Raw genomic sequence first — 26332 nt, 5'->3', positions numbered from 1 at the left:
CAAAAGGTATCATAAGGAGGAACCAACATGAATAAAGAAGAAGTCCAACTACTTGGGTTTGAAATTGTCGCTTATGCAGGTGACGCTCGATCAAAATTAATGGAAGCATTAAAAGCTGCTGAGAATGGTGATTTTGCGAAAGCAGAATCCTTGGTAGAAGAAGCAGGGTCCTGTATCGCTGAGGCTCATAAATCTCAAACGACCATGCTAGCGCAAGAAGCTGCAGGAGAAGAAATCCCTTATTGCATCACCATGATGCATGGTCAAGACCATCTCATGACAACGATCTTATTAAAAGACGTGATTCACCATCTGATTGAACTGTATAAAAGAGGAGCAAAATAATGAATAAACTGATTGAACTAATTGAAAAAGGGAAACCTTTCTTTGAAAAGATATCTCGTAATAAATATTTGCGAGCGATTCGTGATGGTTTCATTGCAGGGATGCCTGTAATCTTATTCTCATCTATCTTCATCTTGATTGCCTACGTGCCAAATGCTTGGGGCTTCCACTGGTCTAAAGATATTGAAACATTCTTGATGACTCCATATAACTTTTCTATGGGCATCTTGGCCTTCTTCGTTGGTGGTACAACGGCTAAGGCTTTGACTGATTCAATGAACCGCGACCTTCCAGCAACTAACCAAATCAACTTCATTTCTACAATGTTGGCTTCTATGGTTGGCTTCTTGCTCATGGCTGCTGAACCTGCTAAAGAAGGTGGATTCTTAACAGCCTTCATGGGTACAAAAGGTCTGTTGACAGCCTTCATTGCAGCCTTTGTTACAGTTAATGTTTATAAGGTCTGTGTGAAAAATAATGTGACGATTCGCATGCCAGACGAGGTTCCACCGAATATTTCACAAGTCTTCAAAGACTTGATTCCATTTACAGTTTCAATTGTTCTCTTGTATGCATTTGAATTGATTGTGAAAGGTGCTATCGGTGTAACCGTTGCGGAATCTATCGGAACACTTCTAGCTCCATTGTTCTCTGCGGCAGATGGTTATCTTGGAATTACCCTTATCTTTGGTGCTTATGCCTTCTTCTGGTTTGTTGGTATCCACGGCCCTTCTATCGTAGAACCAGCGATTGCGGCGATCACATATGCAAATATCGATAACAACTTACACTTGCTTCAAGCAGGCCAACACGCAGATAAAGTCATCACTTCTGGGACTCAAATGTTTATCGTTACCATGGGTGGTACTGGTGCAACCTTGATTGTTCCATTCCTCTTCATGTGGTTGTGTAAGTCTGAACGTAACCGTGCAATCGGACGTGCTTCCGTCGTGCCAACCTTCTTTGGGGTCAATGAACCAATTCTCTTCGGTGCTCCAATTGTATTGAACCCAACCTTCTTCATTCCATTTATCTTTGCGCCAATCGCAAACGTCTGGATCTTCAAATTCTTTGTTGATACCTTGGGAATGAACTCCTTCTCCGCTAACCTTCCATGGGTAACACCTGGTCCTCTCGGAATTGTCCTTGGTACAAACTTCCAAGTTCTTTCCTTCATCCTTGCTGCTCTTCTAGTGGTAGTGGACGTAATCATTTATTATCCATTCGTTAAGGTTTATGATGAACAAATTCTCGAAGAAGAACGTTCTGGTAAAGCAAACGACAGCTTGAAAGAAAAAGTTGCTGCAAACTTCAATACAGCTAAAGCAGATGCAATTCTTGAAAAAGCTGGTGTTGAAGACGAACCTGTTCAAAATAATATCACAAAAGAAACAAACGTCTTGGTTCTCTGTGCCGGTGGTGGTACCAGTGGACTCCTTGCCAATGCCTTGAACAAGGCAGCAGCAGAATACAATGTTCCTGTCAAAGCAGCAGCAGGTGGCTATGGTGCTCACCGTGAAATGTTGCCAGAATTTGACCTTGTTATCCTAGCCCCACAAGTAGCTTCTAACTATGAAGACATGAAGGCAGAAACAGATAAACTAGGCATCAAATTGGCTAAGACAGAAGGTGCTCAATACATTAAATTGACACGTGATGGACAAGGTGCCCTAGCCTTTGTTCAAGCGCAGTTTGAAGAATAAGAACGAATAAGTGAGATGGAGATGGATGGCTCACAAACTCCTCTCCACTCACTTTTCCTTTGATCCAATCAAGAAAAAGGTGAAAAAATGACAAAAACACTTCCTAAAGATTTTATTTTTGGTGGCGCTACAGCTGCCTATCAAGCAGAAGGGGCTACTCATACAGATGGGAAAGGCCCTGTTGCATGGGACAAATACCTGGCTGACAACTATTGGTATACTGCTGAACCAGCGAGTGATTTCTACCACAAATATCCAGTAGACCTTCAATTAGCTGAAGAATACGGTGTCAATGGTATTCGGATTTCCATTGCCTGGTCGCGTATTTTCCCAACTGGTTATGGTGAAGTCAATCCAAAAGGGGTAGAATTCTATCATAAGTTATTTGCTGAATGTCATAAACGTCATGTAGAACCATTCGTAACTCTTCATCACTTTGATACTCCTGAAGCTCTTCACTCAAATGGAGACTTCTTGAATCGTGAAAATATCGAACACTTTGTAGATTACGCTGCCTTCTGTTTCGAAGAATTCCCAGAAGTCAACTACTGGACAACCTTCAATGAAATCGGCCCAATCGGAGATGGTCAATACTTAGTCGGAAAATTCCCACCAGGAATTCAGTATGACCTTGCCAAAGTCTTCCAATCACACCACAATATGATGGTTTCTCATGCGCGTGCTGTGAAATTGTACAAAGATAAAGGTTATAAAGGTGAAATCGGGGTTGTTCACGCCCTTCCAACTAAGTATCCATTGGATCCTAAAAATCCTGCAGACGTACGTGCGGCTGAATTGGAAGATATCATCCACAACAAATTTATCTTGGATGCTACTTACCTTGGACACTATTCAGATGCAACCATGGAAGGTGTAAACCACATCTTATCTGTCAATGGTGGTAGCTTGGATCTTCGTGACGAAGACTTTGCGGCACTTGAAGCAGCTAAAGATTTGAACGACTTCCTTGGAATTAACTACTACATGAGTGACTGGATGGAAGCCTTTGATGGTGAAACTGAAATCATCCACAACGGTAAAGGTGAAAAAGGAAGCTCTAAATACCAAATCAAAGGGGTTGGTCGTAGAGTAGCGCCTGACTATGTTCCTCGTACAGACTGGGATTGGATCATCTACCCTCAAGGTTTGTATGATCAAATCATGCGTGTTAAGAAAGATTATCCAAACTACAAGAAGATCTACATCACTGAAAACGGACTGGGATACAAAGATGAATTTGTGGACAACACTGTTTACGATGATGGCCGGATCGATTATGTGAAACAACATTTGGAAGTCTTGTCTGATGCGATTGCCGATGGTGCAAACGTCAAAGGATACTTCATCTGGTCTCTCATGGACGTCTTCTCATGGTCTAATGGTTATGAAAAACGTTACGGACTTTTCTATGTTGATTTCGATACACAAGAACGTTATCCTAAGAAATCTGCACATTGGTACAAGAAAGTAGCTGAAACTCAAGTGATTGAATAAGTATCAACTGGAACTGTTTTAGTTCCAGTTTTTTATTTTCACTTGATGAAGGTCTCTTAAACGGATCTCTTCTTTCAGCCCCTAATTTATGGTATAATAGATCGATACTGTAATAAGGAAAATGGAATGAATATACAACAATTACGATATGTAGTGGCGATTGCCAATAGTGGTACTTTTCGTGAGGCTGCTGAAAAAATGTATGTGAGTCAGCCTAGCTTGTCTATCTCCGTCAGAGATCTGGAAAAAGAACTGGGGTTTAAGATTTTTCGTCGGACCAGTTCTGGGACTTTTTTAACCCGTCGGGGAATGGAATTTCATGAAAAAGCGCAAGACGTGGTCAAAGGGTTTGATGTTTTTCAAAATCAATATGCCAGTCCCGAAGAAGAGAAGAAAGAATTCTCTATTTCTAGTCAGCACTATGACTTCTTGCCACCTTTAATGACGGAATTCTCGATCCGCTATCCGGAAAATAAAAACTTCCGCATCTTTGAATCAACGACGGTTCAAATTTTGGACGAAGTGGCTCAAGGGCATAGTGAGTTGGGAATTATTTATCTCAACCGTCAAAATACCAAGGGGATTATGCAACGGGTCGATAAATTAGGGCTTGAAGTGGTGGATTTGATTCCATTTCAGACTCATATTTATCTTCGCAAAGGACATCCTTTGGCTAAGAAGAAAAAACTGGTTATGGAAGATCTAGCTCAGTTGCCAACTGTTCGTTTTACCCAAGAAAAAGATGAGTACCTCTATTATTCAGAGAACTTTGTCGATACCAGCTCGAGCTCCCAAATGTTCAATGTGACCGACCGGGCTACCTTGAATGGAATCTTGGAGCGAACGGATGCTTATGCGACGGGATCAGGCTTTTTGGATAGCCAGTCAGTGAATGGCATTACCGTGATTCCTTTAGAAGATAATTTAGACAATAAAATGGTCTATGTCAAACGAGAAGAGATGGATCTCTCTCCTGTAGCAGAGAAGTTTGTCGAGGTCATGGTAGAATATTTTGATCAAAAGAGGTAAGAAATGAAGAGAAAAACTATGGTTCCGGTAGCGATCGTGCTATTGGTCCTACTAGATCAGCTGGTCAAATGGTATGTGGTGAAGAATATTCCACTGGGTGTCGTCAAGTCTTTTATTCCCCATGTGGTCAGTCTGACTTATCTTCAAAACACAGGTGCAGCTTTTTCGCTTCTTGAAAATCAGCAATGGTTCTTTACCCTCATCACTCTAGTCGTGATGGTAGGGGCCTTTTACTATCTTTATAAGCACCTCAAGGGGTCGCTTTGGATGGTGACAGGTTTGACTTTAGTCATTGCAGGTGGATTGGGGAATTTTATCGATCGCCTGCGTCAGGGCTTTGTGGTCGATATGTTCCACCTGGATTTTATGAATTTTGCCATTTTTAATGTAGCAGATAGTTATTTGACAGTTGGAGTATTCTTGCTCCTGATCCTGATGTTGAAAGAGGAAACGCATGGAAATTAAAATCGAAGTAGCCGGTGCGCGACTGGATAAGGCTTTAGCGGATTTGACTCCCTTGTCACGAGCTGTGGCCAATGAGCAGATCAAAGAAGGAAAAGTTCTGGTCAATGGGACTGTGAAAAAAGCCAAGTACACGGTCAAAGAAGGGGACATCATCCAGTATGAAGTTCCAGAAGTGGAAGAGGTCAGCTATGAAGCAGAAGATCTGCCCTTAGACATCGTTTATGAGGACCAGGATGTTGTGGTGGTCAATAAGCCACAAGGCATGGTTGTTCACCCAAGTGCGGGTCATACCAGTGGGACCTTGGTCAATGCGCTGTTATACCATATCAAGGATCTTTCAGGGATCAATGGAGAATTGCGTCCAGGGATCGTTCATCGGATCGATAAAGACACGTCAGGCCTCTTGATGGTCGCAAAAAATGACCAAGCCCACGTCGCCTTAGCAGAAGAACTAAAAGACAAAAAATCTCTCCGGAAGTATTGGGCTATTGTTCATGGCAACCTTCCGAACGATCGTGGGATGATTGAAGCACCAATTGGTCGCAGTGAAAAGGACCGGAAAAAACAGGCGGTGACGGCTAAAGGCAAACCTGCAGTGACCCGTTTTCAAGTTTTGGAACGTTTTGGGAATTACACCTTGGTAGAGTTGCAACTGGAGACTGGTCGGACCCACCAAATTCGGGTGCACATGGCCTATATTGGCCATCCCGTGGCTGGAGATCCTGCTTATGGTCCTAAGAAGACACTTAAAGGACAAGGACAGTTTCTTCATGCACGGACACTCGGTTTTACTCACCCTCGTACAGGCGAGACCTTGGAATTTACAGCAGAAGTGCCAGCGATCTTTGAGAAAACGCTGGAAGACCTTCGAAAAGGATAATGAAGAATGGGAGTGGGAAAGAACTCCTAAAAATAAAAAGGTTGAAAAGCTTCCCCAAACCTTTTCAATTTTCCCACCCCGCATAGCTTCAACAGTCTGGGAGACTGTTGAAGGTTGCAGATAAAGGAAACTTTGTTTCCAACATTAGGTTATCTTTGGAGCCTAAAAAGCGAACAAAGACTTAGGATACTTGCTTCGCAAGTTCTATCCGCCACCTCAAAGCAGTGCTTTGAGCAATCAACCACTGCGTCATGCAGTTATTACTATCAAACATAGAGAGCTGGACAGTATTTGTCCAGCCTCACTTTCATTAGATACGAAATAAATAGTATTAGAAAGAATCATAGCGATGAAAGCAAAACGAATCGTCTTTAAAGTAGGGACCTCGTCGTTGACCAATCCCGATGGGAGCCTCTCCAGACAGAAGGTCAAGGTCATTACGCAGCAGTTGGCTCTCTTACATGAATCAGGTCATGAGTTGATCTTGGTCTCATCAGGGGCTGTCGCTGCTGGATTTGGTGCCCTTGGTTTTAAGAAACGGCCGACCAAGGTGGCAGACAAGCAAGCCTCTGCGGCAGTTGGACAAGGCTTACTGATGGAAGAATACACAGCCAACCTGCTCTTGCGCAACATTGTTTCTTCGCAGATTTTGTTGACCCAGGATGACTTTGCGGATCAGCGCCGTTATAAGAATGCCCACCAGGCCCTTTCTGTCTTGCTTAATCGTGGGGCCATCCCGATTATCAATGAAAACGATACGGTCTCGATTGCCGAGCTAAAAGTTGGTGACAATGATACATTGAGTGCGCAGGTTGCAGCCATGGTTCAAGCGGATCTTTTGGTACTTTTAACAGATGTAGATGGCCTCTATACAGCCAATCCTTCTCAGGATCCAACAGCTAAGCGCTTGGATCGAATCGAACATATTTCTCGTGAGATGATCGAGATGGCTGGTGGTGCTGGCAGTAGCAACGGAACTGGTGGAATGCTGACCAAACTCAAGGCAGCGACCCTTGCGACCGAGTCAGGGGTTCCTGTCTATATTTGCTCGTCTCTCAAGTCTGATGCCTTGCTCGAAGCAGCGCAAGAGCAAGCAGATGGCAGTTACTTCCTTGCAGAGGACAAGGGCTTAAAAACCCAGAAGCAATGGCTAGCCTTTTATGCTGAAAGCAAAGGTGCTGTTTGGGTGGATGCTGGAGCAGCGGAAGCCCTGTTGGATCATGGGAAGAGTTTATTGATTTCTGGTGTGACCAAGGCAGAAGGGGATTTCTCTTATCACGACATCGTCAGCGTCTATCATCAAGAGACTGGTCAATTACTCGGAAAAGGCAAGGTCCGTCTCGGCCAATCAGCTGTGCGCGATCTACTCCAATCTAAAAGAGCCAAGGGAATCCTTATCCACCGGGATGATTGGATCTCGGTAACTCCTGAGATTGACCTACTCTTTACAGAATTCTAGAGGAAAACGTATGGGAACAACACAAGAACAATTAAGCTTAGCGAGATCAGCTAAGAAAAGTATCAATACAGCCAGTACAGCTCTTAAAAATCAGGCCTTGGAAGCCATGGCTAGCCAGCTTTTGAAAGCGACGGAAGCCATTTTAGCAGCCAATCAAATCGATATGGAAGCGGCACGTGGGAAGATCTCTGAAGTCATGCTGGATCGCCTTTTTCTGGATCAAGAGCGGATTGCCGGGATGGCACAAGGAATTCGTGCTTTAATAGACCTGCCAGATCCGATTGGGGAAGTGCTGGATACGGAAGTCTTGGAAAATGGCCTTGAAATCCAGAAAGTTCGAGTCGCCATGGGTGTTATTGGCATCATTTATGAAAGCCGGCCAAATGTAACATCGGATGCTGCAGCGCTTGCCATCAAGAGTGGAAATGCAGTGGTCCTTCGTACTGGAAAGGATGCCTTTCATTCTGCTCAAGTGATCGTGACAGCCCTTAAGGCTGGATTGGAAGAAGCAGGACTGAATTCAGATCTTCTCCAACTGATCCAAGATACGAGTCGAGCTTCTAGCCTTGCTATGATGAAGGCTAAGGGCTATCTGGACTTGCTCATTCCACGTGGTGGTGCTGGATTGATCCAAGCGGTGGTTGAAAATGCCATTGTCCCCGTGATCGAGACAGGAACTGGGATCGTCCATGTCTATGTGGATAAGGAGGCTGATTTCCAGAAAGCCCTCGCCATTATTGAAAATGCTAAGACAAGTCGTCCATCCGTCTGCAATGCCATGGAGGTCTTGTTGGTGGATCAAGCGATCGCGTCTGATTTCTTGCCTTTGGTCAAAGAGCGTTTAGTGGATGATCGGGAAAAATCGGTTGAGTTGCGTCTAGATGAGCAAGCACAGGCTATCATTTCTGGGACAGCAGCACAGGAACAGGATTTTGATACCGAATTTTTAGATTATATTTTAGCAGTCAAGGTTGTTGACGGAGTGGAGGAAGCGGTGGACCACATTGAAGCTCATAGCACCCATCATTCGGATGCCATTGTGACTGAAAATCCTGAGGCAGCCGCTTATTTCACCAAGCAAGTAGATTCAGCAGCGGTTTATGTCAATGCTTCTACACGCTTTACAGATGGGGGTCAATTTGGCCTAGGTTGTGAAATGGGGATCTCGACGCAAAAACTCCATGCGCGTGGACCGATGGGACTACGGGAAATGACCAGTTACAAATATATCGTTAGTGGAAATGGTCAAGTGAGGTAAGAAATGAAAGTTGCATTTATTGGACTAGGAAACACGGGAGCTAGTCTAGCCAAAGTAGTCGCAAAAGAAGTGGCTGCCACAGACTTGCTCTTGGTTAATCGTTCTCCACAAAAGGTGCAGGATTTTATCAGCCAGTATGGGGGAACGGCGTCTGAGCTTGAACAAGCCTTTCAAGAGGCTGAAGTAATCTTTTTAGGGGTCAAACCCTATCAGATTTGCCCTCTTTTAGAAGAGTATAAAGGCATCTTGGCTCAACGCTCTAATCTCTTGCTGGTTTCCATGGCCGCAGGCCTGGAACTAGAAAAGATGGCTGACGTGATCCAGAACGACCAGCTAGGGCTAATTCGCATCATGCCCAATACGCCTGTGGCCATTGGTCAAGGTGTTATCAGTCTGGCCCGCTCCCAAGCAGTGACAGACCAGCAAGTATCCAAAGTCAATCAGCTCTTAGCAGGAGCAGGGGCTCTCTATGAAATCGAAGAAAAATTGATGGATCCTGCAACGGCTGTCGCAGGCTGTGGGCCAGCCTTTGTCTATCAGATGATTGAAGCCATGGCAGATGCAGGAGTAGGATTAGGACTTACACGAGAGCAAGCCTTGCAGATGGTTGCACAAACCTTCCAAGGCGCTAGTCAAATGGTCCTAGAGACAGGCGAGCACCCAGTCCGCTTGCGAGATGCAGTTTGTAGCCCGGGTGGCTCTACCATCGCAGGAGTCAACCGTTTAGAGCAAGTCGGCTTACGGGGGGACATTATTGCAGGAGTGGAAGCAGCCTACAAACGCACCCAAGAAATGGCACAAGAGGCAGCGAAGGAATAGAAAAAGATTGGTTTTTGCCAATCTTTCAAATTGAAAATAAAGTCCTCTTAGAAACTTTCCTTAGGTGAGATCGGACGTCAGCGAACTTCCTCGAAGTTCCATGACTAATTATTGAGCGTAAGGTCTCAATAATTCCGAGTGCCTGAAACTATTACGTTTCAGGCACTTTTCTCACGGCGGAAAAGTTTCAATAGAGGCTTGGATAACTCTGGATTTGTTAGATTTGTATAATGGAACATTTTTTCTTCGTTCTACAAGATTGGTTTTTGGGCCAATCTTTTTTACGTTAGAGCGACTCTATTTCTACCAAACCATGTTCGGTCAGACGATAGATTTTTTGGCAGACTTCTTTGAGGAAGGTCCGGTCGTGAGAGACCGTGACTAGTCCGCCTGCGTAGTCTGCGAAAAGGCGTCGAATTTCTGGTTGGGAAGTAGGGGAAAAATTGCGGGTAGGCTCGTCCAAGAGTAGAAACTGGGGACTTGTGAGGACTAGTTGTAGGAGAAAGAGTTTTCCTTGCTGACCACCAGAAAGTTCTGATATCGAATGGTGCATTTCAGAATAGGTAAAGTTGAGGGAGGCTAAATGCAATTGAATGGTGTTGATTTCTTCGCGATCGCCTGAATGCTGTAAGAATTGAACGGGTGTCTGAGTCAGAGGGAGGCGTTCAGTGTAATCTTGAGGCATATAGGCAGTGCGGATACTTTCATTCTTCTGTAGACTTTTCCATATCATTTTTAGGAAAGTGGATTTCCCCACACCGTTGGAACCGATAATCCCTATCTTGTCCTGCCCTTGAAGAGTAAGGGAGAGATCCTTGACCAGGACCCGGTCACCAATTGCGAGTTCTTCCTGATCTAATAGAAGGACTCGTTTTTGAGGAGACAAGGGAGTGAGGGGAGGAAAATGCAGATTGATGATCTCTTCATCATAGGGTTGGGAAGTCATGGATTGGAATTCTCGCTCGTAGCGCTTTTCTTGTGAGAGGAGGGACTTCATTTTCTTTGCCAGGAGACGTCCAGCAGTGCTATCCTTAGTGTTTCGTAAGGATGTTTCAACTTGCTGACGGACGCGGCGATGCTTCTCCATTGTTTTCTTGTAGGTTCGTTGATCATTAGCAGCTTGCTGGGACTGTTGCTTGAATTGTTGCTCCCTCTGGCTACTGTAGTCTTGATAGCCTAGGTGCTCTACAATGGTTTCAGCCTCCTTGCGGTGTTTGATCTGTCTTAGGTGGATGATCGTATCCGCCGTCTGAGTCAAAAAATCTTCATGATGGGAAATAAATAGGATGGTTTGGGGACTTGTTTGGATTATCTGCTGGAGCCAGTCCAGGGTTTCCAAATCCAGATCGTTTGAAGGTTCATCTAAAAATAGTAATTCATGAGGACGACAAAGTTCGTGAAGCAGTTGGACTTTGAGGGCTTCTCCTCCAGATAGACTTCCAATAGCTTGGTCGCTTGCAAAGCGGTCGCTATCGAAATGCAATTGATCAGCCAGTCTATAGAGGGTGGCATAGTCTAGCTCGTCTTCTCCAAAAAAATATTCTTCCAATGTTTTTCCCTTCAATGCTTCCGGCAAAGTCTGGGGAATATAGGCATAGGAGTGAAAAGAAGTGGTGATTTCGCCTTCTATAGTCAGATAATCTGGTAGTGATTTTGGGGACATGAGGACGTGAAGTAAGGAAGATTTTCCATTTCCTTCTTCGCCAATAATAGCAACTTTTTCCCCTTCATGAATGGTTAGGGATAAATCGCGAACCAAATCACGTAAATCTTTTGTATGGCGGATGGTAAGGTGGGATAGTTTTAGCATAAGATTCCTTTCTACTGGGACAAAAAAACAGCTCTACCTATTTAGTAGAGCTGTATTCAAGTGGACCCAAACAGAAAAAGACCTTATTAAGCCAACAAAAAGTTGGAGAATAGGCGAGAGGGCACACAAAAAGAGATAGAACAAGCAGTCCACTAAATAAAGTATCTTATTTAACGAAACTTAGTTGTTCATATCTCCTTACCTCCGAATGTAATTAGCTTTATTCTATTCCTTTCATTCCTTCTTGTCAAGGAAAACCTTGCTTCTTCCACCCTTTTCTTCTCGGACTTAAGGGGGATTTTATGGTATAATTAAAGGTATGCATACAAAACCAACGTCCGCTTATGTCCACATCCCATTTTGTACCCAGATTTGTTTTTATTGTGATTTTTCGAAGGTCTTTATTAAGAACCAACCGGTCGATGCTTATTTGGATCATTTGATCCAAGAATTTCGTCGGGAAGAAATCACAAATTTACGGACTCTCTATATCGGGGGTGGGACACCGACAGCCTTAACTGCGGATCAGCTAGAGTATCTGCTTAAGGAGCTGACCAAGTCGCTTGATCTCTCTCAGATGGAGGAGTTAACCATCGAGGCCAATCCTGGTGATTTGGATCCGGATAAGATTGCCGTCTTAAAGGATTCGCCGGTTAATAGGGTTTCTTTGGGCGTACAGACCTTTGATAATCGCTTGCTCAAAAAGATTGGTCGGAGCCATCAGGAGCAGGATATCTATGACAATATCGATCGTCTGAAGCTGGCTGGTTTTGATAATATTTCGATCGACCTCATCTATGCCCTTCCGACGCAAACTATGGAACAGGTCCAGGAAAATGTCGCTAAGGCTCTTGCCCTCGACATTCCCCATATGAGCCTCTATAGCTTGATTCTGGAGAATCACACCGTCTTTATGAATCGCATGCGACGGGGCAAGCTTCCTCTACCAAAGGAGGAGTTGGAAGCGGAGATGTTTGAATACATCATTCAGGAGTTGGAGCGTGCGGGCTTTGAGCATTACGAAATTTCCAATTTCTCCAAGCCTGGTTTTGAAAGTCGCCACAACCTCATGTATTGGGATAATGCGGAGTATTATGGCTTAGGAGCTGGTGCATCCGGATATGTCAATGGTGTTCGCTACAAGAATCATGGCCCTATTCGTCACTATATGCAGGCGGTCGAAGAGGGAAATGCGCGTGTCCAAGAAGAACATCTGAGTCAGACTGAAATGATGGAAGAAGAGATGTTTCTGGGACTCCGTAAGAAAACAGGCGTTTCCAAGAAGCGTTTCGAAGAAAAGTTTGGTGTGAATTTTGACCAACAATATGGACCAGTGGTTGAGGAATTGACCCAGCAGGGACTCTTGGTGCCTAACAAGGACATTGTTCGCATGACCAAGAAAGGTCTCTTTTTAGGAGACACTGTAGCAGAGAAGTTTATTTTGGAGTAGAAGATGGCAAAAGCATTTGAATACAGCATGAAAATTCCTTTTGATATGAGCGATGTCAATGGATTTATAAAAATTCCCCAATTGATCTTGCTGTCTTTGCAGGTATCAGGCATGCAATCGATTGAGCTGGGCATGAGTGATATGTACATTCTAGAGAATTACAATCTAGTCTGGATTATCACGGATTACAATATGAAGATCGATCGTCTCCCTGTGTTTGATGAGAAGATCACTATCGAAACCTATGCCATGAGTCACAATCGCCTGTTCTGCTACCGGGCCTTTAACATCAAGGACGAAGCAGGAAATACCATCATTGAGATGGTGGCGACCTTTGTCTTGATGGATCGTGATACACGCAAGGTCCATCCTGTCATGAGCGAAATCACGGCTGCCTTTGACTCAGAGTTTTCAAAAACCATGCTCCGTGGTCCCCGTTTTAAAGAATTAGAAGTGGGCGTGGAACAAGAATATCGAGTTCGTTTTTACGACTTGGATATGAACGGACATGTCAACAATAGCAAGTACTTGGACTGGGTCTTTGAGGTGATGGGAGCAGACTTCTTGACCCATCATGTCCCGAAAAAAGTTCATCTAAAATATGTCAAAGAGGTGCTAGCAGGAGGTGTCATCATCTCTCAATATGAACAAGAGGGCTTGAAAACCCAGCACCAAATTAGCTCAGATGGTCATATCAATGCCCAAGCTGAAATTGAGTGGGAAGAAGTAGAAGAAAAGGGTTGGACTTATGGAAAGTAGAAGATTAAAAAATAAAAAACAAGAGCTAGCAGGCTACCAAAAACGGGTTGTGGCCTATGCTAAGCGTCAAAAGAACCCTTTGTACATGTTGGGAGATTGGCTCTTGACTCTTTGTGCTTTGGGCATCATTCTGGTAGAAGAAATTTACAAATTTTTCCGCTACCGCTTGAATTTAGAGAGTTTTAGCCGTTTTTTGAAAGAAGATGTGCGTTGGTATCGGGTCTGGATCCATTTCACCCTGGCCTTTCTCTTACCTGTCGTGATCTTTTCGGTCGGCATTACCAGCCAATCAGGCTCTTTCTGGTCTAATTTCTATCATCGTTTGTCTCAAGGCGTGCTCTTTAGCACAACTGTTAGTCTCGCTGCGACCTTGGTGACTGATTTTGTGGAGAATTTGCAACCAGAAACCAAGTCAGACGGACGGAACCGGAGCACCAAGCGCACGGTTTATCAAATCAGTGTGGATCAGGCAACTGTAATAGGCTTGTTATTGACCATTGTGATTCTCATGGTGGCTTCCTTCTTGTTTACTCAATCAGGAAGTCAAGGAATCAATTTTACAGGGTTGATTTTACAATTTGTCCTCTATGCTGGATCCTTGCTTTTGTATGGGTCTGGTGGACGAGTCGATGCAGAGAAGTTGCATGAAAAAGCTGATACAGAAAGGGAAGAATAAATGCACTACAAGGGCTATTTAATTGATTTGGATGGCACCATTTACAAAGGAAAATCACGAATTCCAGCAGGAGAAGCTTTTGTTCATGAATTACAGGCGCGTGAGATTCCCTATCTCTTTGTCACCAATAACACAACCCGCACACCAGAGACTGTTCGGGATATGCTGGCGACTCACTTCAATATCGAAACCCCAGTGTCGACCATCTATACAGCTACCCTTGCGACCATTGACTACATGAACGACCAAAACTTGGGCAAAAAGGTCTATGTGATTGGAGAAGCGGGGCTCAAAGATGCTATTGAAGAAGCTGGCTATATTATCGATGAAGAAGCACCTGATTATGTTGTGATTGGCCTCGATTGGCAAGTGGATTATGAGAAATTTGCTAAAGCAACCTTGGCGATTCAAAAGGGAGCGCACTTTATAGGGACCAACCCTGACCTGAACATTCCAACTGAGCGTGGCTTGATGCCAGGAGCAGGATCTCTGATTGCCCTTGTTGAAGCAGCGACACGGGTCAAGCCAGTGATCATTGGCAAACCAAAGGCCATCATCATGGACAAGGCCATTGAACACCTGGGTCTTGAAAGAGAAGAAGTGGTCATGGTTGGCGACAACTACCTAACAGATATTCGTGCGGGTATTGACAATGGGATTCCAACCCTTTTGGTGACGACAGGTTTTACCAAACCAGAAGAAGTGCCGACCTTACCAATTGCACCGACACATGTTGTTGCCAGTCTAGCGGAGTGGGATTTTGATGCTTAAAAGTCTGAAATCAATCAACCAATTTTTCTTTATCTTGTCAGCTGCCATCCTTCTCACCATTGCTCTAGCTTGGGTCCTCTATCCCATGGAGATTCATTGGTTGGGGATTCAAAGCCGGACTGGTTTTTCGGCTACTGTCATCATGAAGAATTTTAATTTCTTGATGAACTACTTGACCAATCCTTTTCAATGGGTGTTGAAGATGCCTCAATTCCCCTCTTCAAAAAATGGACTGCACCATTTTGAGGCCGTCAAGTACCTATTTCACTTAGTGACAGTTGTTTTCGTGGTCACACTACCTGGTTTTATCCAGTTTATGCGGACAGTTGTCAAAAAAGGCTACCTTACCTTGTACCGTAGTCTCTTCTTTTGGATGATGGTTTTACCAGTGGTGCTTGCAGTGATGGCTGTTATGATTGGCTTTGATCAATTCTTTACGCTCTTTCATCAGGTCTTATTTGCTGGGGACAATACTTGGCTCTTTGATCCGCGCGTGGATTCGATTATTCTTGCATTACCAGAAGACTATTTTATGCATGCCTTTTTGATTTTCTTTGTCTTATACGAAGGAATGTGTGCGAGTTTTTATCTATTTTCTAGGAGGAAGAAATGAACCAATACAACCGATTATTAGACCCTAAAAAAGATATAGGAAGGTATTCCGGGACACTTGCCATTTATCTCTTGGTAATGACCTTGGTAACCGTCCTGTGGGAAGTCCTCCTTGGATTGACCATAGTAGGCTCTCTCAGAAAAGATCCAAGTCAAGTAACGGAGAAACTCAATTCCCTGAATGTTTGGGCTGGTATTCCCTACCTCATCTCTATTTCCATTGGACTCTTTCTCTTTAATGCCTATCGCAAGAAGGCCCTCTATAAATATGATCTTAAGCACAAGGGACGTAAGATGACTCTTTCAGTCTTCTTTATTCTTCTTGCCTTTCTTGGCTTTTCTCAAGTCTTTTCATCTGTGATGACACAAGTGATTGAGCGCATGTTTGAGACCATAGGCCTTCATTCTCCAACACCCGACCTAGGTGATACGATTGAGCGATCATGGACCATGCTCTTATATGCTGGCTTTTTTGGTCCTATCACAGAGGAATTCTTCTTCCGTGGGGCCGGCTTGCGAGGCTTGGAACGGTATGGCAAGATCTTTGCCATTGTCATGACGGCTATCTTGTTTGGACTCTTTCATGCCAATTTTGACCAGCTCTTTTTCGCGAGTATCATTGGTCTAGGATTCGGCTACATTGCCTTTGAATACAATATCTGGTGGGCGATTTTCTATCACATTTTCAATAACTTTGTCATTTCCCAAGGCTTGCATTATGTGGCCTATCATGTGGACGAGGGACTAGCGAATTGGCTCCAAATCGGTGTTTTAGCCATTGGTTCCATTGTCATGATAGTAGTTCTTGCGACTAAATGGCCAGCTATCAAGGCTTATATTCAAGCCAATAAACCTCAACCGGGAGTTTTCCAGCGTGCCCTCGCGTCCTTCTGGTTCTGGTTCTTCGTGCTATTCACTATCCTGATGTCTATTGTTCCTTATGTGATTCCGATCTTCCAGATGGCTAATCTCAAAGGATAAAGATTATCGATTGCTAGTAAAGGGGGATCGTTTTAGACCCCTTTTTTTTGCTATTAAAAAGGGCAAGTGAAGATGAAGGATTGAGGATGAGGGTCTGATATACTATTTAATAATTATTTTTTACTTGGTGAAGGTGGATAACAATAATACAAACATACTAGAGAGAGGCTAACCCCTCCCTTTTTTGCTATAATAGAGAGTATGAATAACTTGATAAAATCCAAGCTCGAGCTCTTGCCAACGAGTCCGGGCTGTTACATTCACAAAGATAAGAACGGTACCATCATCTATGTGGGGAAGGCCAAGAATCTTCGCAATCGGGTGCGGTCCTATTTTAGAGGAAGCCACGATACTAAGACGGAAGCACTGGTATCTGAGATTGTGGATTTTGAGTTTATCGTCACTGAGTCCAATATTGAGGCCTTGCTTCTTGAGATCAACCTCATCAAGGAGAACAAGCCCAAGTACAATATCATGCTCAAGGATGACAAGTCCTATCCCTTCATCAAGATTACCAATGAGCGCTATCCGCGCCTCATCATCACGCGCCAGGTCAAAAAGGACGGTGGTCTCTATTTCGGTCCCTATCCGGATGTGGGAGCGGCCAATGAGATCAAGAGGCTTTTGGACCGAATTTTCCCTTTCCGCAAGTGTACTAATCCGCCTTCCAAAGTCTGCTTTTACTACCATTTAGGGCAGTGTATGGCTCACACAGTCTGCCACAAGGACGAGGCCTATTTCAAGGGCATGGCCCAGGAGGTTTCTGATTTCCTCAAGGGACAGGACGATAAGATTATCGATGAGCTCAGGCTCAAGATGACTACCGCTGCGCAAAACATGGAATTCGAGCGGGCGGCTGAGTACCGAGATCTGATCCAGGCCATCGGGACCCTGCGGACCAAACAGCGTGTCATGGCCAAGGATTTGCAGAACCGGGATGTCTTTGGCTACTACGTGGACAAGGGCTGGATGTGTGTGCAGGTCTTCTTTGTCCGTCAGGGCAAGCTGATCGAGCGCGACGTCAATCTTTTCCCATACTACAATGATCCAGACGAGGATTTCTTGACCTATGTGGGGCAGTTTTACCAGGAGAAATCGCACTTGATTCCTAATGAAATCCTGATCCCTCAAGACATTGATGAGGAAGCTGTCAAGGCTCTAGTAGATACCAAGGTCCTCAAGCCCCAGCGAGGGGAGAAGAAGCAGTTGGTCAATCTGGCTATCAAGAATGCGCGTGTCAGTCTGGAGCAGAAGTTCAATCTCCTTGAAAAATCAATGGAAAAGACCCAAGGTGCCATTGAAAACCTTGGAAAACTTCTGCAAATTCCAACCCCTGTGCGCATTGAATCTTTTGACAACTCCAACATCATGGGGACCAGTCCGGTCTCAGCCATGGTGGTTTTTGTCAATGGGAAGCCAAGCAAAAAGGACTACCGCAAGTACAAGATCAAGACCGTTGTCGGACCAGATGACTATGCCAGCATGCGGGAGGTCATTCGCAGACGCTACAGCCGTGTCATGCGGGATGGCCTGACGCCACCAGATCTGATCGTTATCGATGGGGGTCAGGGCCAGGTCAATATCGCTAAACGGGTGATCCAAGAAGAGTTGGGGTTAGATATTCCCATTGCAGGTCTGCAAAAGAATGACAAGCACCAGACCCATGAATTGCTCTTCGGTGATCCCCTTCAAGTCATCGAACTCTCTCGGACCTCTCAGGAATTTTTCCTCCTCCAACGGATCCAGGATGAGGTCCACCGTTTCGCCATCACCTTCCACCGTCAGCTTCGGTCTAAGAATTCCTTCTCCTCCCAGCTGGATGGGATCGAAGGCTTGGGACCAAAACGCAAGCAGTTGCTGATGAAGCACTTCAAGTCGCTGACCAAGATCAAAGAAGCTACTGTAGATGAGATTGTCACAGTCGGCATCCCGCGAGCAGTCGCGGAGGCGGTGCAAGCCAAGCTCCAACAAGGAAAGCAGGAAGAAGCAAGTCCCTTGATGGAAGTGGCGGAGGCTTCTGAACCATACCAATCATAAGGAGTTTATAATGAACCATCGAATCGCCATTTTATCTGATATTCACGGAGATACAACAGCCCTCAAGGCAGTGATTGCGGATGCGCGTGCTCTAGGCACGACGGAATACTGGCTTTTGGGGGACATTTTGCTTCCGGGGCCTGGAAGAGAGGACCTTTTTGAGTTGCTGGATGCGATTCCGATTACAGCAGCTGTTCGTGGAAATTGGGACGATTGCGTCCTAGAGGCCTTGGATGGCGAGTACGGACTTGAGGATCCGCAGGAGATCCAGCTTCTTCGTCTCACTCAGTACCTCATGGAAGGACTAGATCCTAAGCGGATCGATTGGCTTCGTTCGCTTCCATTGGTAGAGAAGAAGGAGGTCAATGGCATTCGTTTTTCACTGACCCACAACTTGCCAGAAAAGAATTACGGTGGAGACTTGCGTCCAGCAAATGTGACGGAGAACTTTGACCAACTGCTGGATGATCAGACGGATATGGCGATCTACGGGCATGTCCACAAGCAGTTGCTTCGCTATGGCAGTCAGGGCCAGCAGATCCTTAATCCAGGGACTATTGGCATGCCTTATTTCGACTGGGAACCAATTCAAAACCACAGAGCCCAGTATGCTCTGATCGATGTCGAAGAAGACGGAGTGACCAACCTGCACTTTCGGAAGGTGGCTTATGATTATGAAGGAGAGCTCCAAGATGCCAAGGACAAGGGCCTTCCTTTTATTGAGATGTACGAAGAATTGAGACGTGAGGATAACTATCGGGGTCATAACATCGAGTTGCTAACTGGCTTAATTGAGAAATACGGTTATGCCAAAGAAGTAGCTACCTATTTCAATCTTTCCAATAAATCATAGGTGGGTCTCTTGTGTATTCAACCTATAACAAAGAAGCGGATCTTCAAAATGTCCGCTTCTTTTTTCACAATCTTAGGCTGTAAAACCCTGCAAGCTCTTTCATTTTGTGTTAAAATAGAGGTAACAGAAATAGAAAAGGAAGAAGCTTATGAAATTTCTAGAGCTCAATAAAAAACGCCATGCGATCAAGCATTTCACTGACCAACCGGTCGATCCAAAGGATGTACGGACTGCCATTGAGATCGCAACCTTGGCCCCTAGTGCCCACAATAGCCAGCCTTGGAAATTTGTGGTCGTTCGTCAAAAAAATGCTGAATTGGCAAAATTAGCCTATGGTGCAAACTACGATCAAGTCATGGAAGCACCTGTGACCATCGCCCTCTTTACAGATACCGATTTGCAAAAACGGGCTCGCAAGATTGCGCGTGTCGGTGGAGTTAAAAACTTCACAGATGAGCAATTGCAATACTTTATGCAAAATCTTCCTGCTGAATTTGCGCGCTATGATGTCCAACAAACAAGTGATTACTTGGCTTTGAATGCCGGTCTTGTGGCGATGAACTTGGTACTTGCTTTGACGGACCAAGGCATTGGAACCAATATTATCTTGGGATTTGATAAATCAAAAATCAATGAAGTATTGGACATCGAAGAGCGCTTCCGTCCGGAAGTCTTGATTACGGTTGGCTATGCGGCTGAAAAAGTAGAGCCAAGCTATCGCTTACCAGTGGACGAAATCATTGACAAACGCTAAGCCAATTAGCAAATAGAAGATCGAGGAGGAATTCATGACAACAGTTGACTTTAAAGCAGAAGTAGAAAAACGTCGCGATGAGATGATGGCTGACCTATACAGCCTCTTGGAAATCAATTCTGAACGCGATGACAGCAAGGCAGATGCAGAGCATCCTTTTGGACCTGGTCCTGTAAAAGCTCTTGAAAAATTCTTGGAAATTGCCAAACGTGATGGCTATGAAACCAAGAATGTCGACAATTATGCCGGCCACTTTACCTTTGGTGAAGGAGAAGAAGAGCTTGGAATCTTTGCCCATATGGACGTCGTACCTGCAGGTAGTGGCTGGAAGACGGATCCATACAAACCAGAAATTATCGATGGTAAGCTCTATGCGCGTGGTTCGTCTGATGATAAAGGGCCTACAATGGCCTGCTACTATGGTTTGAAGATCATTAAAGACCTAGGACTCCCTGTTTCCAAGCGCGTGCGCTTTGTTGTCGGTACAGATGAAGAATCAGGCTGGGGCGACATGGATTACTATTTCAAACACGTCGGACTTCCTGAGCCAGATTTTGGCTTCTCACCAGATGCGGAATTCCCAATCATCAATGGGGAAAAAGGAAACATCACTGAGTACCTTCATTTTGGAAATGACAACAAAGGAAGTGCCCATCTTCATAGCTTTACAGGTGGCCTTCGTGAAAACATGGTACCAGAGTCAGCGACTGCAGTCGTTTCTGGACAACTACCAGATCTTGCTGGCCTCTTAGATGCCTTTGCCAAGGAACACCAGCTCAAGTATGAAATCTCAACTGTTGATGAAGAAACCTATACCGTTACGATTGTTGGGAAATCTGCTCACGGATCAACTCCTGAAGATGGAATTAATGGTGCGACCTACTTGGCTCTCTTGTTGAACCAATTTGATTTTGGTGGTGCTGCTAAGGCTTACCTTCATGTGACAGCTTCACTTCTTCACGAAGATTTTGCTGGTGAAAAATTAGGTATTGCCCATACAGATGCCAAAATGGGACCATTGAGCATGAATGCAGGTGTCTTCCATTTTGATGAAAGCCAAGCAGACAACACTATTGCCCTCAATATCCGTTACCCTCAAGGTACAGATCCTGAAACCATCAAGTCTACTCTTGAAAAGATCGAAGGAGTGGCTACAGTAAGCTTGTCAGCCCATGGTCACACACCTCACTATGTTCCGATGGATGACGAATTGGTATCCACTCTCTTGCGTGTTTACGAAAAACAAACTGGCCTCAAAGGACACGAACAAGTGATCGGTGGTGGTACCTTTGGTCGTCTCTTGAAACGTGGGGTTGCCTTTGGTGCTATGTTCCCAGACTATGTCAATACCATGCACCAAGCTAATGAGTTCGCAGATGTCGAAGATCTCTATCGTGCAGCTGCTATTTACGCAGAAGCCATCTATGAACTAATCAAATAATCCACTACTCGGCCAGTTTTTCTGGCTGAGTTTTTCCATAGAAGGGGGAATTATGTCAAGGATTGAAACCATTAAACAAGCCATTATGGCAGATCCTCAAAATAAAGCATATACGGATAAAGGAATCGAGCCGCTCTTTGCAGCCCCAAAGACAGCTCGTATCAATATCATCGGACAGGCACCTGGACTGAAAACACAAGAAGCTGGTATTTACTGGAAGGATAAGAGTGGTGACCGCCTACGCGAATGGTTAGGAGTTGACGAAGACACCTTTTACAATTCTGGTTTGTTTGCGGTCATTCCTATGGACTTTTATTTCCCAGGGCATGGAAAATCTGGTGACCTTCCACCTCGCAAAGGCTTTGCGGAAAAGTGGCACCCTCAACTTCTCAAGGAGTGTCCGGATATTGAGTTAACCCTCTTAATTGGACAATATGCCCAAGCATACTACCTTCATGAAAAGGTTAGTGGCAAGGTAACCGAACGGGTTCACCATTTTAAAGACTATTTGCCAACCTATTTTCCACTTGTTCACCCTTCCCCTCGCAATCAAATCTGGATGGCTAAAAATCCTTGGTTTGAGGCAGAGGTGGTGCCAGAATTGCAAACCTTAGTACAAGAGATCATTCAAAAATAAAGGAGAGCGAAGATGGATCCTTATCAACAAGTTAAAGAAAAATTAGATGAGTTAGGAATTTCATTTGATGTGGTGGAACACCCACCTGCATTCACGACTGAGCAGGCGGATTCTTATATTGAAGGCTTAGAAGGCGTCCGGACCAAGACCATGTTTTTGACCAACAAGAAGAAAACCCAATACTATCTGCTCATCATGGATGACCAGAAGCCATTGGATATGGATGATTTCAAAGAGCAAGTGGAAGCCAACCGGATCCGCATGGCTTCAGCAGATTCTTTAGCTGAAAAAATGCAATTACCGCCAGGAACGGTTTCTCCATTTGGTTTATTGAACAATGAAGAAAAAGATATTCGAGTCTATTTCGATAAAGACATTGTGTCAGAGGAAATCATGACCTTCCATCCCAATACCAATGAAAAAACGATCTTTATTAAAACCCAAGACTTGTTCCGATTTTTAGAGTCAATTGGCTTTAGCTATCAAATTCTAACCCTTCCATAGCATACCTGATAGGAGAAATCATGAAAGAAATTCCATTTTCAAGCTTTTACCAAGCTTATCAAAAAGGAAACATACACGTTCTTGATGTACGCGAGCAGGAGGAATATGATGCCCTTCACTTAGACGGAGTTCGTCTTCTTCCCTTATCTGAGTTAGCAAATCGCTACCAGGAATTAGAGAAGGATCATCCCTATTATGTCATCTGCAAGTCAGGTCGACGCTCAGCACGCGCTTGCCAATTTTTGGAAGAGCAAGGCTATGATGTGACCAACGTCCAAGGTGGCATGGATGCATTTGAATCCTAAGAGAGAGTGGGACAGAAATCGGTAATTCATTAGAATTCGATTTCGTCGTCCCACCTCCGCACAGTTGAGTAGGGCTGTAAAAGCTGATGAAATCAGCGTAGTAGAGCCCACTCAACCACTGCGTCTTGCTCGACAATCCAAAAATAATTGAGAGGCTAGGACTTTTGTCCCAGCCACTTTCTTTACTAATTTCTAAATATGAGTAGAATTTGTATGTTTTTCAAAAGATCTTACAGGGATTTTCCAGTCTTTCATTGAAAATGGTTCAGAAATTTTGTATAATACCCTAGTATAAACAATAGTTAAGGAGATTCATTATGTCAAAACAAGATTGGCTGGATTATTTCGAAGCCGTAAATGGTCGTTCTGCTAGTGCAGAAGAAATTGCTCAAGCACTGGCTGCAGGAGAATTTCAAGAAGAAGTAGTGGTTCCAGAAACCCCACAAGCCCCAGAATTTGTCGCAGCACCAACTGCACCTGTGGAAGAACCAGTTGCTGCTCCACAAGCCCCAGAGTTTGTTGCAGCGCCAGCAGCTCCTCAAGCTCCAGAGTTTGTTGCAGCGCCAGCAGCACCTGCAGCACCTGCAGCACCAGCAGCGCCAGCAGCACCAGCAGCACCAACTGCTCCTGCAGAAGAACCAGTAGCAGCTCCAGTTCAAGAACCGGCCCCTCAAGCTGCTCCAGCGAATGGACCTGCTTTCCAACAAGCTCCACAGCAAGCCTACCAACAACCTACTCAAGCAGCTTATCAACAAGCTCCTTACCAAGGTCAACCAGGACAACCTTATCCTGGCCAACCAAGTCAATTTGGTGTAGCAGTTGGTGGTTACTGGAATTGGTTCCTTTCAGCTTTGAAACGTCCAACAGCTGTAGAAAATCCAAAAGCTCTTAACGGAATTTTACAGTATGTCTTGACTGCCTTTGTCTTGACCCTATCAACTTTCTTCACAGCTAGTGGAGCTACAGGTGGTTATGGAATGGATTTCCGTGCCTTTATGTTGACATTGATTTCCCTATTCTTTAGCGTTTACGCCTTCCAAGTAGCAGGATTCTTTGTTCGTCGTGTGCTTCTTCAAGATAAGGAATACAGTTACGGGCGTTCATTTGAAGAATTTGGACGTTTGTCTGTCTACACTTTGCCACTTGCCCTTCTTGCTTTCTTAGTAGGTCTTGTAAAGGTTTATGAATTTTATGGCTTTGTAAATTTCCTTATTTTCTTCTTGTTCTTTGTTGGAACATGCTATGTCGTTCATCAAGGATTGAACAAGACAAGCTTTAAAGCAGATAAATTCTTGCTTCTAGTAGCATCATCTGTTGTCTTGCTTCTCATTGCCATCTTTGTCATTTATGTGAATGCTCGTATTTTAGAACAAGTAGCTATTGGATTTATTCCAAGTGCTCCAAATTTCTCTAACTTTGGATTCTAACAATATCACAAAACGGAAGGTGGGGGGACCCACTTTCCCTATTTTATAATGAGGGAGAAGAGATCCATGCAAAAGAAATGGGTTGAATTATTTGAAAAAGTGATCGGTCGCAAACCGTCACCAGAAGAGTTTATGGCTGGGAAAGCTTGTGGATTTGATTTGAAACAAATTCAGTCTATCGCAGGAAATGCCCCAGCAGAGGAAGTCGCTCCTGTTGAGGAACCAGTGGTTGAACCAGTTGAAGAAGTGAAGAATGTCGATCCACTTCTAGCAGCTCGTCAGGCTTGGTTGCAACATTTTGAAGAAACCTATGGCCGCAAGCCAAGTGCGGAAGAATTTACCGCGGCTAAAAGTCAAAACTTCGAGTTTTTTGTAGAACCTGTGACTGAAGCAGAATTTGCGAACCCAGATGCAACAGAAGAAACACAGGAATATGTGCCTCAACAGCCGACTCAAGAGTATGAAGCTCCACTTGCTGCTGAGCAAACGCAGGTCTTTGCTGGTCCAAATGTCACAGAAGCAGGTCCAGCTCAGAAAAAACAAAAGGCCCCTAAAACGAAGGGTGGAAAGAAACTTTCCAAGAAGAAAATTGGGATTATTTCTGCTATCGCAGTCCTTGTGATCGCTTTGGTAGCAGCCTTCTTTTACTTCCAGTCAACAACGCGTGTCGAAGTGACTGCAGATAAATTTATTAAGGCAGTGGACACCAAGGATTATCGCGAAGCAGCAGATCTGCTTTCAACCGATAACGATAAATGGACAAAGGATGAAGCCGAAAGCTTTATTACCAGCATGGAAGATCAAGGGGTCGATATCGGTACAGAGTTGAACAAGATCATTGATAATGGTGGAGAAGGCAGCTATACGGATAAATCTGGAAACAAGATTTTTGGTTTGGAGAAAGCGGACAAGAAATTTGGAATCTTCCAAGAATACCGTGTGGCCAGCTATCCAGTGCAAGTCAAGGTCAAGACCAATTTGGACCAAGCCAAACTCAAAGTAGCTGCCAATAAAACGGTAACCTTGAAGAAAGATGCAGTGACAGATCTTGGTTCTTTCCATTACAATACAAAAGAAATGGAATTGTCTGCTAAAACTGAAGTCGGAAATGTTACTTCTAAGATCCATCTCAATCCAAAAAAAGCAACTAAGAATAACTTAGAATTGCAGTTGAATTCTGAAAAACGCAATTTAGAAGTTGAGTTCCCAGATGAAGTTGAAAACCCAACGGATGTGAAGGTTGTGGTCAACGGCAAAGAAGTCGGAACCAGCACGACTTTTGAAGTAGACAGCATCCCTTATCAAGAAATTGAAGTACATGCTGTCTTCAACATGAATGGGGAAACCTATACAACTGAAAAGGCTAAGGTGACGATTGAAGAGGGTGAGAACGATCCGATCGAACTCAAACTAGCCAAAGATACCCTAAAACGCATTAAGAGTGCACAAGATGCTAAGAAAGCGCAAGCAGCCAAAGAAGAACAAAATCGGACCTTGGCAGAAGAATTCTTGAAAGAGTACCGCGACGCAGTCTTTAGCTCAGTTTCAAATCGAAACAACACCTACTCTAAATACTATGATACACAAAGTCAAGCCTACAAGGACATGGTTGAATTCACAACTGGTGATGGTGTTCGAAAGGCAAAAATTGACTACTATACTCCAGGAGCATTGGACATTCAAAGTGTCACGGAAGAAAATGGTGTGGTGACGATCAAGACTTATGAAGACTTTACCGTGCATTATACAGATAGCCATCCAGATTCACAAAACCGCAAGTACAAGACCTACACCTTGAAAAAAGTAGGTGCAAGTTATGTGATTACGGATATTGTCGTAACAAAAGAATCATAGGAGATTCCT

The 26332-nt window shown here is 44.3% G+C and carries 25 protein-coding genes; 24 read left to right on the top strand and 1 reads right to left on the bottom strand.

Annotated elements, in window-relative coordinates; all coding sequences use genetic code 11:
* The first annotated feature begins 27 nt into the window (after nucleotides 1-27).
* The 9 genes from HMPREF0833_RS03460 to proC all read left to right on the top strand — a co-directional run bounded on the left by HMPREF0833_RS03460 (nucleotide 28) and on the right by proC (nucleotide 9452).
* The gene (locus HMPREF0833_RS03460; RefSeq protein WP_013903726.1) at nucleotides 28-345 is read left to right on the top strand and encodes a PTS lactose/cellobiose transporter subunit IIA; all 318 of its coding nucleotides are present in this window, start codon (nucleotides 28-30) and stop codon (nucleotides 343-345) included.
* Nucleotides 345-2048: a lactose-specific PTS transporter subunit EIIC gene (locus HMPREF0833_RS03455; protein ID WP_013903725.1), complete on the top strand. Its 1704-nt coding sequence runs from the start codon at nucleotides 345-347 to the stop codon at nucleotides 2046-2048. Before HMPREF0833_RS03460 ends, HMPREF0833_RS03455 begins: the two co-directional genes overlap by 1 nt.
* Nucleotides 2049-2135: 87 nt before the next feature.
* The gene (gene lacG, locus HMPREF0833_RS03450; RefSeq protein WP_013903724.1) at nucleotides 2136-3542 is read left to right on the top strand and encodes a 6-phospho-beta-galactosidase; all 1407 of its coding nucleotides are present in this window, start codon (nucleotides 2136-2138) and stop codon (nucleotides 3540-3542) included.
* A gap of 126 nt (nucleotides 3543-3668) precedes the next feature.
* The gene (locus HMPREF0833_RS03445) at nucleotides 3669-4571 is read left to right on the top strand and encodes a LysR family transcriptional regulator (protein WP_013903723.1); all 903 of its coding nucleotides are present in this window, start codon (nucleotides 3669-3671) and stop codon (nucleotides 4569-4571) included.
* Nucleotides 4572-4574: 3 nt separating this feature from the next.
* The gene (gene lspA, locus HMPREF0833_RS03440; protein ID WP_003001852.1) at nucleotides 4575-5036 is read left to right on the top strand and encodes a signal peptidase II; all 462 of its coding nucleotides are present in this window, start codon (nucleotides 4575-4577) and stop codon (nucleotides 5034-5036) included.
* Entirely contained in the window at nucleotides 5026-5916 is an 891-nt protein-coding gene (locus HMPREF0833_RS03435; protein ID WP_013903722.1) for an RluA family pseudouridine synthase, read from the top strand. Before lspA ends, HMPREF0833_RS03435 begins: the two co-directional genes overlap by 11 nt.
* A 349-nt stretch (nucleotides 5917-6265) precedes the next feature.
* A complete protein-coding gene (gene proB / locus HMPREF0833_RS03430) occupies nucleotides 6266-7375 on the top strand; it encodes a glutamate 5-kinase (RefSeq protein WP_013903721.1) in 1110 nt (369 codons plus the stop codon).
* Between the two features lie 10 nt (nucleotides 7376-7385).
* Entirely contained in the window at nucleotides 7386-8633 is a 1248-nt protein-coding gene (locus tag HMPREF0833_RS03425) for a glutamate-5-semialdehyde dehydrogenase (RefSeq protein WP_013903720.1), read from the top strand.
* A 3-nt stretch (nucleotides 8634-8636) separates the two neighbouring features.
* On the top strand, nucleotides 8637-9452 hold the full coding sequence (gene proC, locus HMPREF0833_RS03420) for a pyrroline-5-carboxylate reductase (RefSeq protein WP_013903719.1): 816 nt from the start codon (nucleotides 8637-8639) through the stop codon (nucleotides 9450-9452).
* A 286-nt stretch (nucleotides 9453-9738) separates the two neighbouring features.
* Here the strand turns inward: proC and HMPREF0833_RS03415 are convergent, their stop codons facing one another.
* Nucleotides 9739-11262 (bottom strand): ATP-binding cassette domain-containing protein, encoded by a 1524-nt coding sequence (locus HMPREF0833_RS03415; RefSeq protein ID WP_013903718.1) that lies wholly within the window; start codon nucleotides 11260-11262, stop codon nucleotides 9739-9741.
* A gap of 319 nt (nucleotides 11263-11581) precedes the next feature.
* On the opposite strand from HMPREF0833_RS03415, the gene hemW reads away from it, so the two are divergent.
* The 15 genes from hemW (at nucleotide 11582) to HMPREF0833_RS03340 (ending at nucleotide 26323) form a co-directional block, all read left to right on the top strand.
* Nucleotides 11582-12712, top strand: coding sequence for a radical SAM family heme chaperone HemW (gene hemW / locus HMPREF0833_RS03410; protein WP_013903717.1), 1131 nt, complete (start codon nucleotides 11582-11584; stop codon nucleotides 12710-12712).
* 3 nt (nucleotides 12713-12715) lie between these two features.
* Complete coding sequence (locus HMPREF0833_RS03405) at nucleotides 12716-13471, top strand: acyl-ACP thioesterase domain-containing protein (RefSeq protein WP_013903716.1); 756 nt, start codon at nucleotides 12716-12718, stop codon at nucleotides 13469-13471.
* On the top strand, nucleotides 13461-14147 hold the full coding sequence (locus tag HMPREF0833_RS03400; protein ID WP_013903715.1) for a hypothetical protein: 687 nt from the start codon (nucleotides 13461-13463) through the stop codon (nucleotides 14145-14147). Before HMPREF0833_RS03405 ends, HMPREF0833_RS03400 begins: the two co-directional genes overlap by 11 nt.
* A complete protein-coding gene (locus HMPREF0833_RS03395; RefSeq protein ID WP_013903714.1) occupies nucleotides 14148-14918 on the top strand; it encodes a TIGR01457 family HAD-type hydrolase in 771 nt (256 codons plus the stop codon).
* Nucleotides 14911-15531 (top strand): TIGR01906 family membrane protein, encoded by a 621-nt coding sequence (locus tag HMPREF0833_RS03390; protein ID WP_013903713.1) that lies wholly within the window; start codon nucleotides 14911-14913, stop codon nucleotides 15529-15531. Before HMPREF0833_RS03395 ends, HMPREF0833_RS03390 begins: the two co-directional genes overlap by 8 nt.
* Nucleotides 15528-16511, top strand: a complete 984-nt coding sequence (locus tag HMPREF0833_RS03385; RefSeq protein WP_013903712.1) for a CPBP family intramembrane glutamic endopeptidase — start codon at nucleotides 15528-15530, stop codon at nucleotides 16509-16511. Before HMPREF0833_RS03390 ends, HMPREF0833_RS03385 begins: the two co-directional genes overlap by 4 nt.
* Nucleotides 16512-16712: 201 nt before the next feature.
* Nucleotides 16713-18548, top strand: coding sequence for an excinuclease ABC subunit UvrC (gene uvrC, locus HMPREF0833_RS03380; protein ID WP_013903711.1), 1836 nt, complete (start codon nucleotides 16713-16715; stop codon nucleotides 18546-18548).
* Between the two features lie 10 nt (nucleotides 18549-18558).
* Nucleotides 18559-19401, top strand: coding sequence for a metallophosphoesterase family protein (locus HMPREF0833_RS03375; RefSeq protein WP_013903710.1), 843 nt, complete (start codon nucleotides 18559-18561; stop codon nucleotides 19399-19401).
* Between the two features lie 148 nt (nucleotides 19402-19549).
* Nucleotides 19550-20155: a nitroreductase family protein gene (locus HMPREF0833_RS03370; protein WP_013903708.1), complete on the top strand. Its 606-nt coding sequence runs from the start codon at nucleotides 19550-19552 to the stop codon at nucleotides 20153-20155.
* Nucleotides 20156-20189: 34 nt separating this feature from the next.
* Entirely contained in the window at nucleotides 20190-21596 is a 1407-nt protein-coding gene (gene pepV / locus HMPREF0833_RS03365; RefSeq protein WP_013903707.1) for a dipeptidase PepV, read from the top strand.
* Between the two features lie 52 nt (nucleotides 21597-21648).
* Nucleotides 21649-22233, top strand: a complete 585-nt coding sequence (locus tag HMPREF0833_RS03360) for a uracil-DNA glycosylase family protein (RefSeq protein ID WP_013903706.1) — start codon at nucleotides 21649-21651, stop codon at nucleotides 22231-22233.
* Nucleotides 22234-22245: 12 nt separating this feature from the next.
* Nucleotides 22246-22737 (top strand): prolyl-tRNA synthetase associated domain-containing protein, encoded by a 492-nt coding sequence (locus HMPREF0833_RS03355; protein WP_013903705.1) that lies wholly within the window; start codon nucleotides 22246-22248, stop codon nucleotides 22735-22737.
* A gap of 20 nt (nucleotides 22738-22757) precedes the next feature.
* Nucleotides 22758-23042 carry a rhodanese-like domain-containing protein gene (locus tag HMPREF0833_RS03350; RefSeq protein ID WP_013903704.1) on the top strand — a complete coding sequence of 95 codons (285 nt, stop codon included), beginning with the start codon at nucleotides 22758-22760 and terminating at the stop codon, nucleotides 23040-23042.
* 317 nt (nucleotides 23043-23359) lie between these two features.
* Nucleotides 23360-24469 carry a DUF6574 domain-containing protein gene (locus HMPREF0833_RS03345; protein ID WP_013903703.1) on the top strand — a complete coding sequence of 370 codons (1110 nt, stop codon included), beginning with the start codon at nucleotides 23360-23362 and terminating at the stop codon, nucleotides 24467-24469.
* Nucleotides 24470-24535: 66 nt separating this feature from the next.
* The gene (locus HMPREF0833_RS03340; RefSeq protein ID WP_174221304.1) at nucleotides 24536-26323 is read left to right on the top strand and encodes a TcaA second domain-containing protein; all 1788 of its coding nucleotides are present in this window, start codon (nucleotides 24536-24538) and stop codon (nucleotides 26321-26323) included.
* The last annotated feature ends 9 nt before the right edge of the window (nucleotides 26324-26332 follow it).

The sequence above is a fragment of the Streptococcus parasanguinis ATCC 15912 genome (assembly GCF_000164675.2).
Taxonomy (GTDB): Bacteria; Bacillota; Bacilli; order Lactobacillales; family Streptococcaceae; genus Streptococcus; species Streptococcus parasanguinis.
The sequence above is the reverse complement of the archived record's forward strand: the minus strand, read 5'-3'. Positions and strand labels throughout refer to the sequence as shown.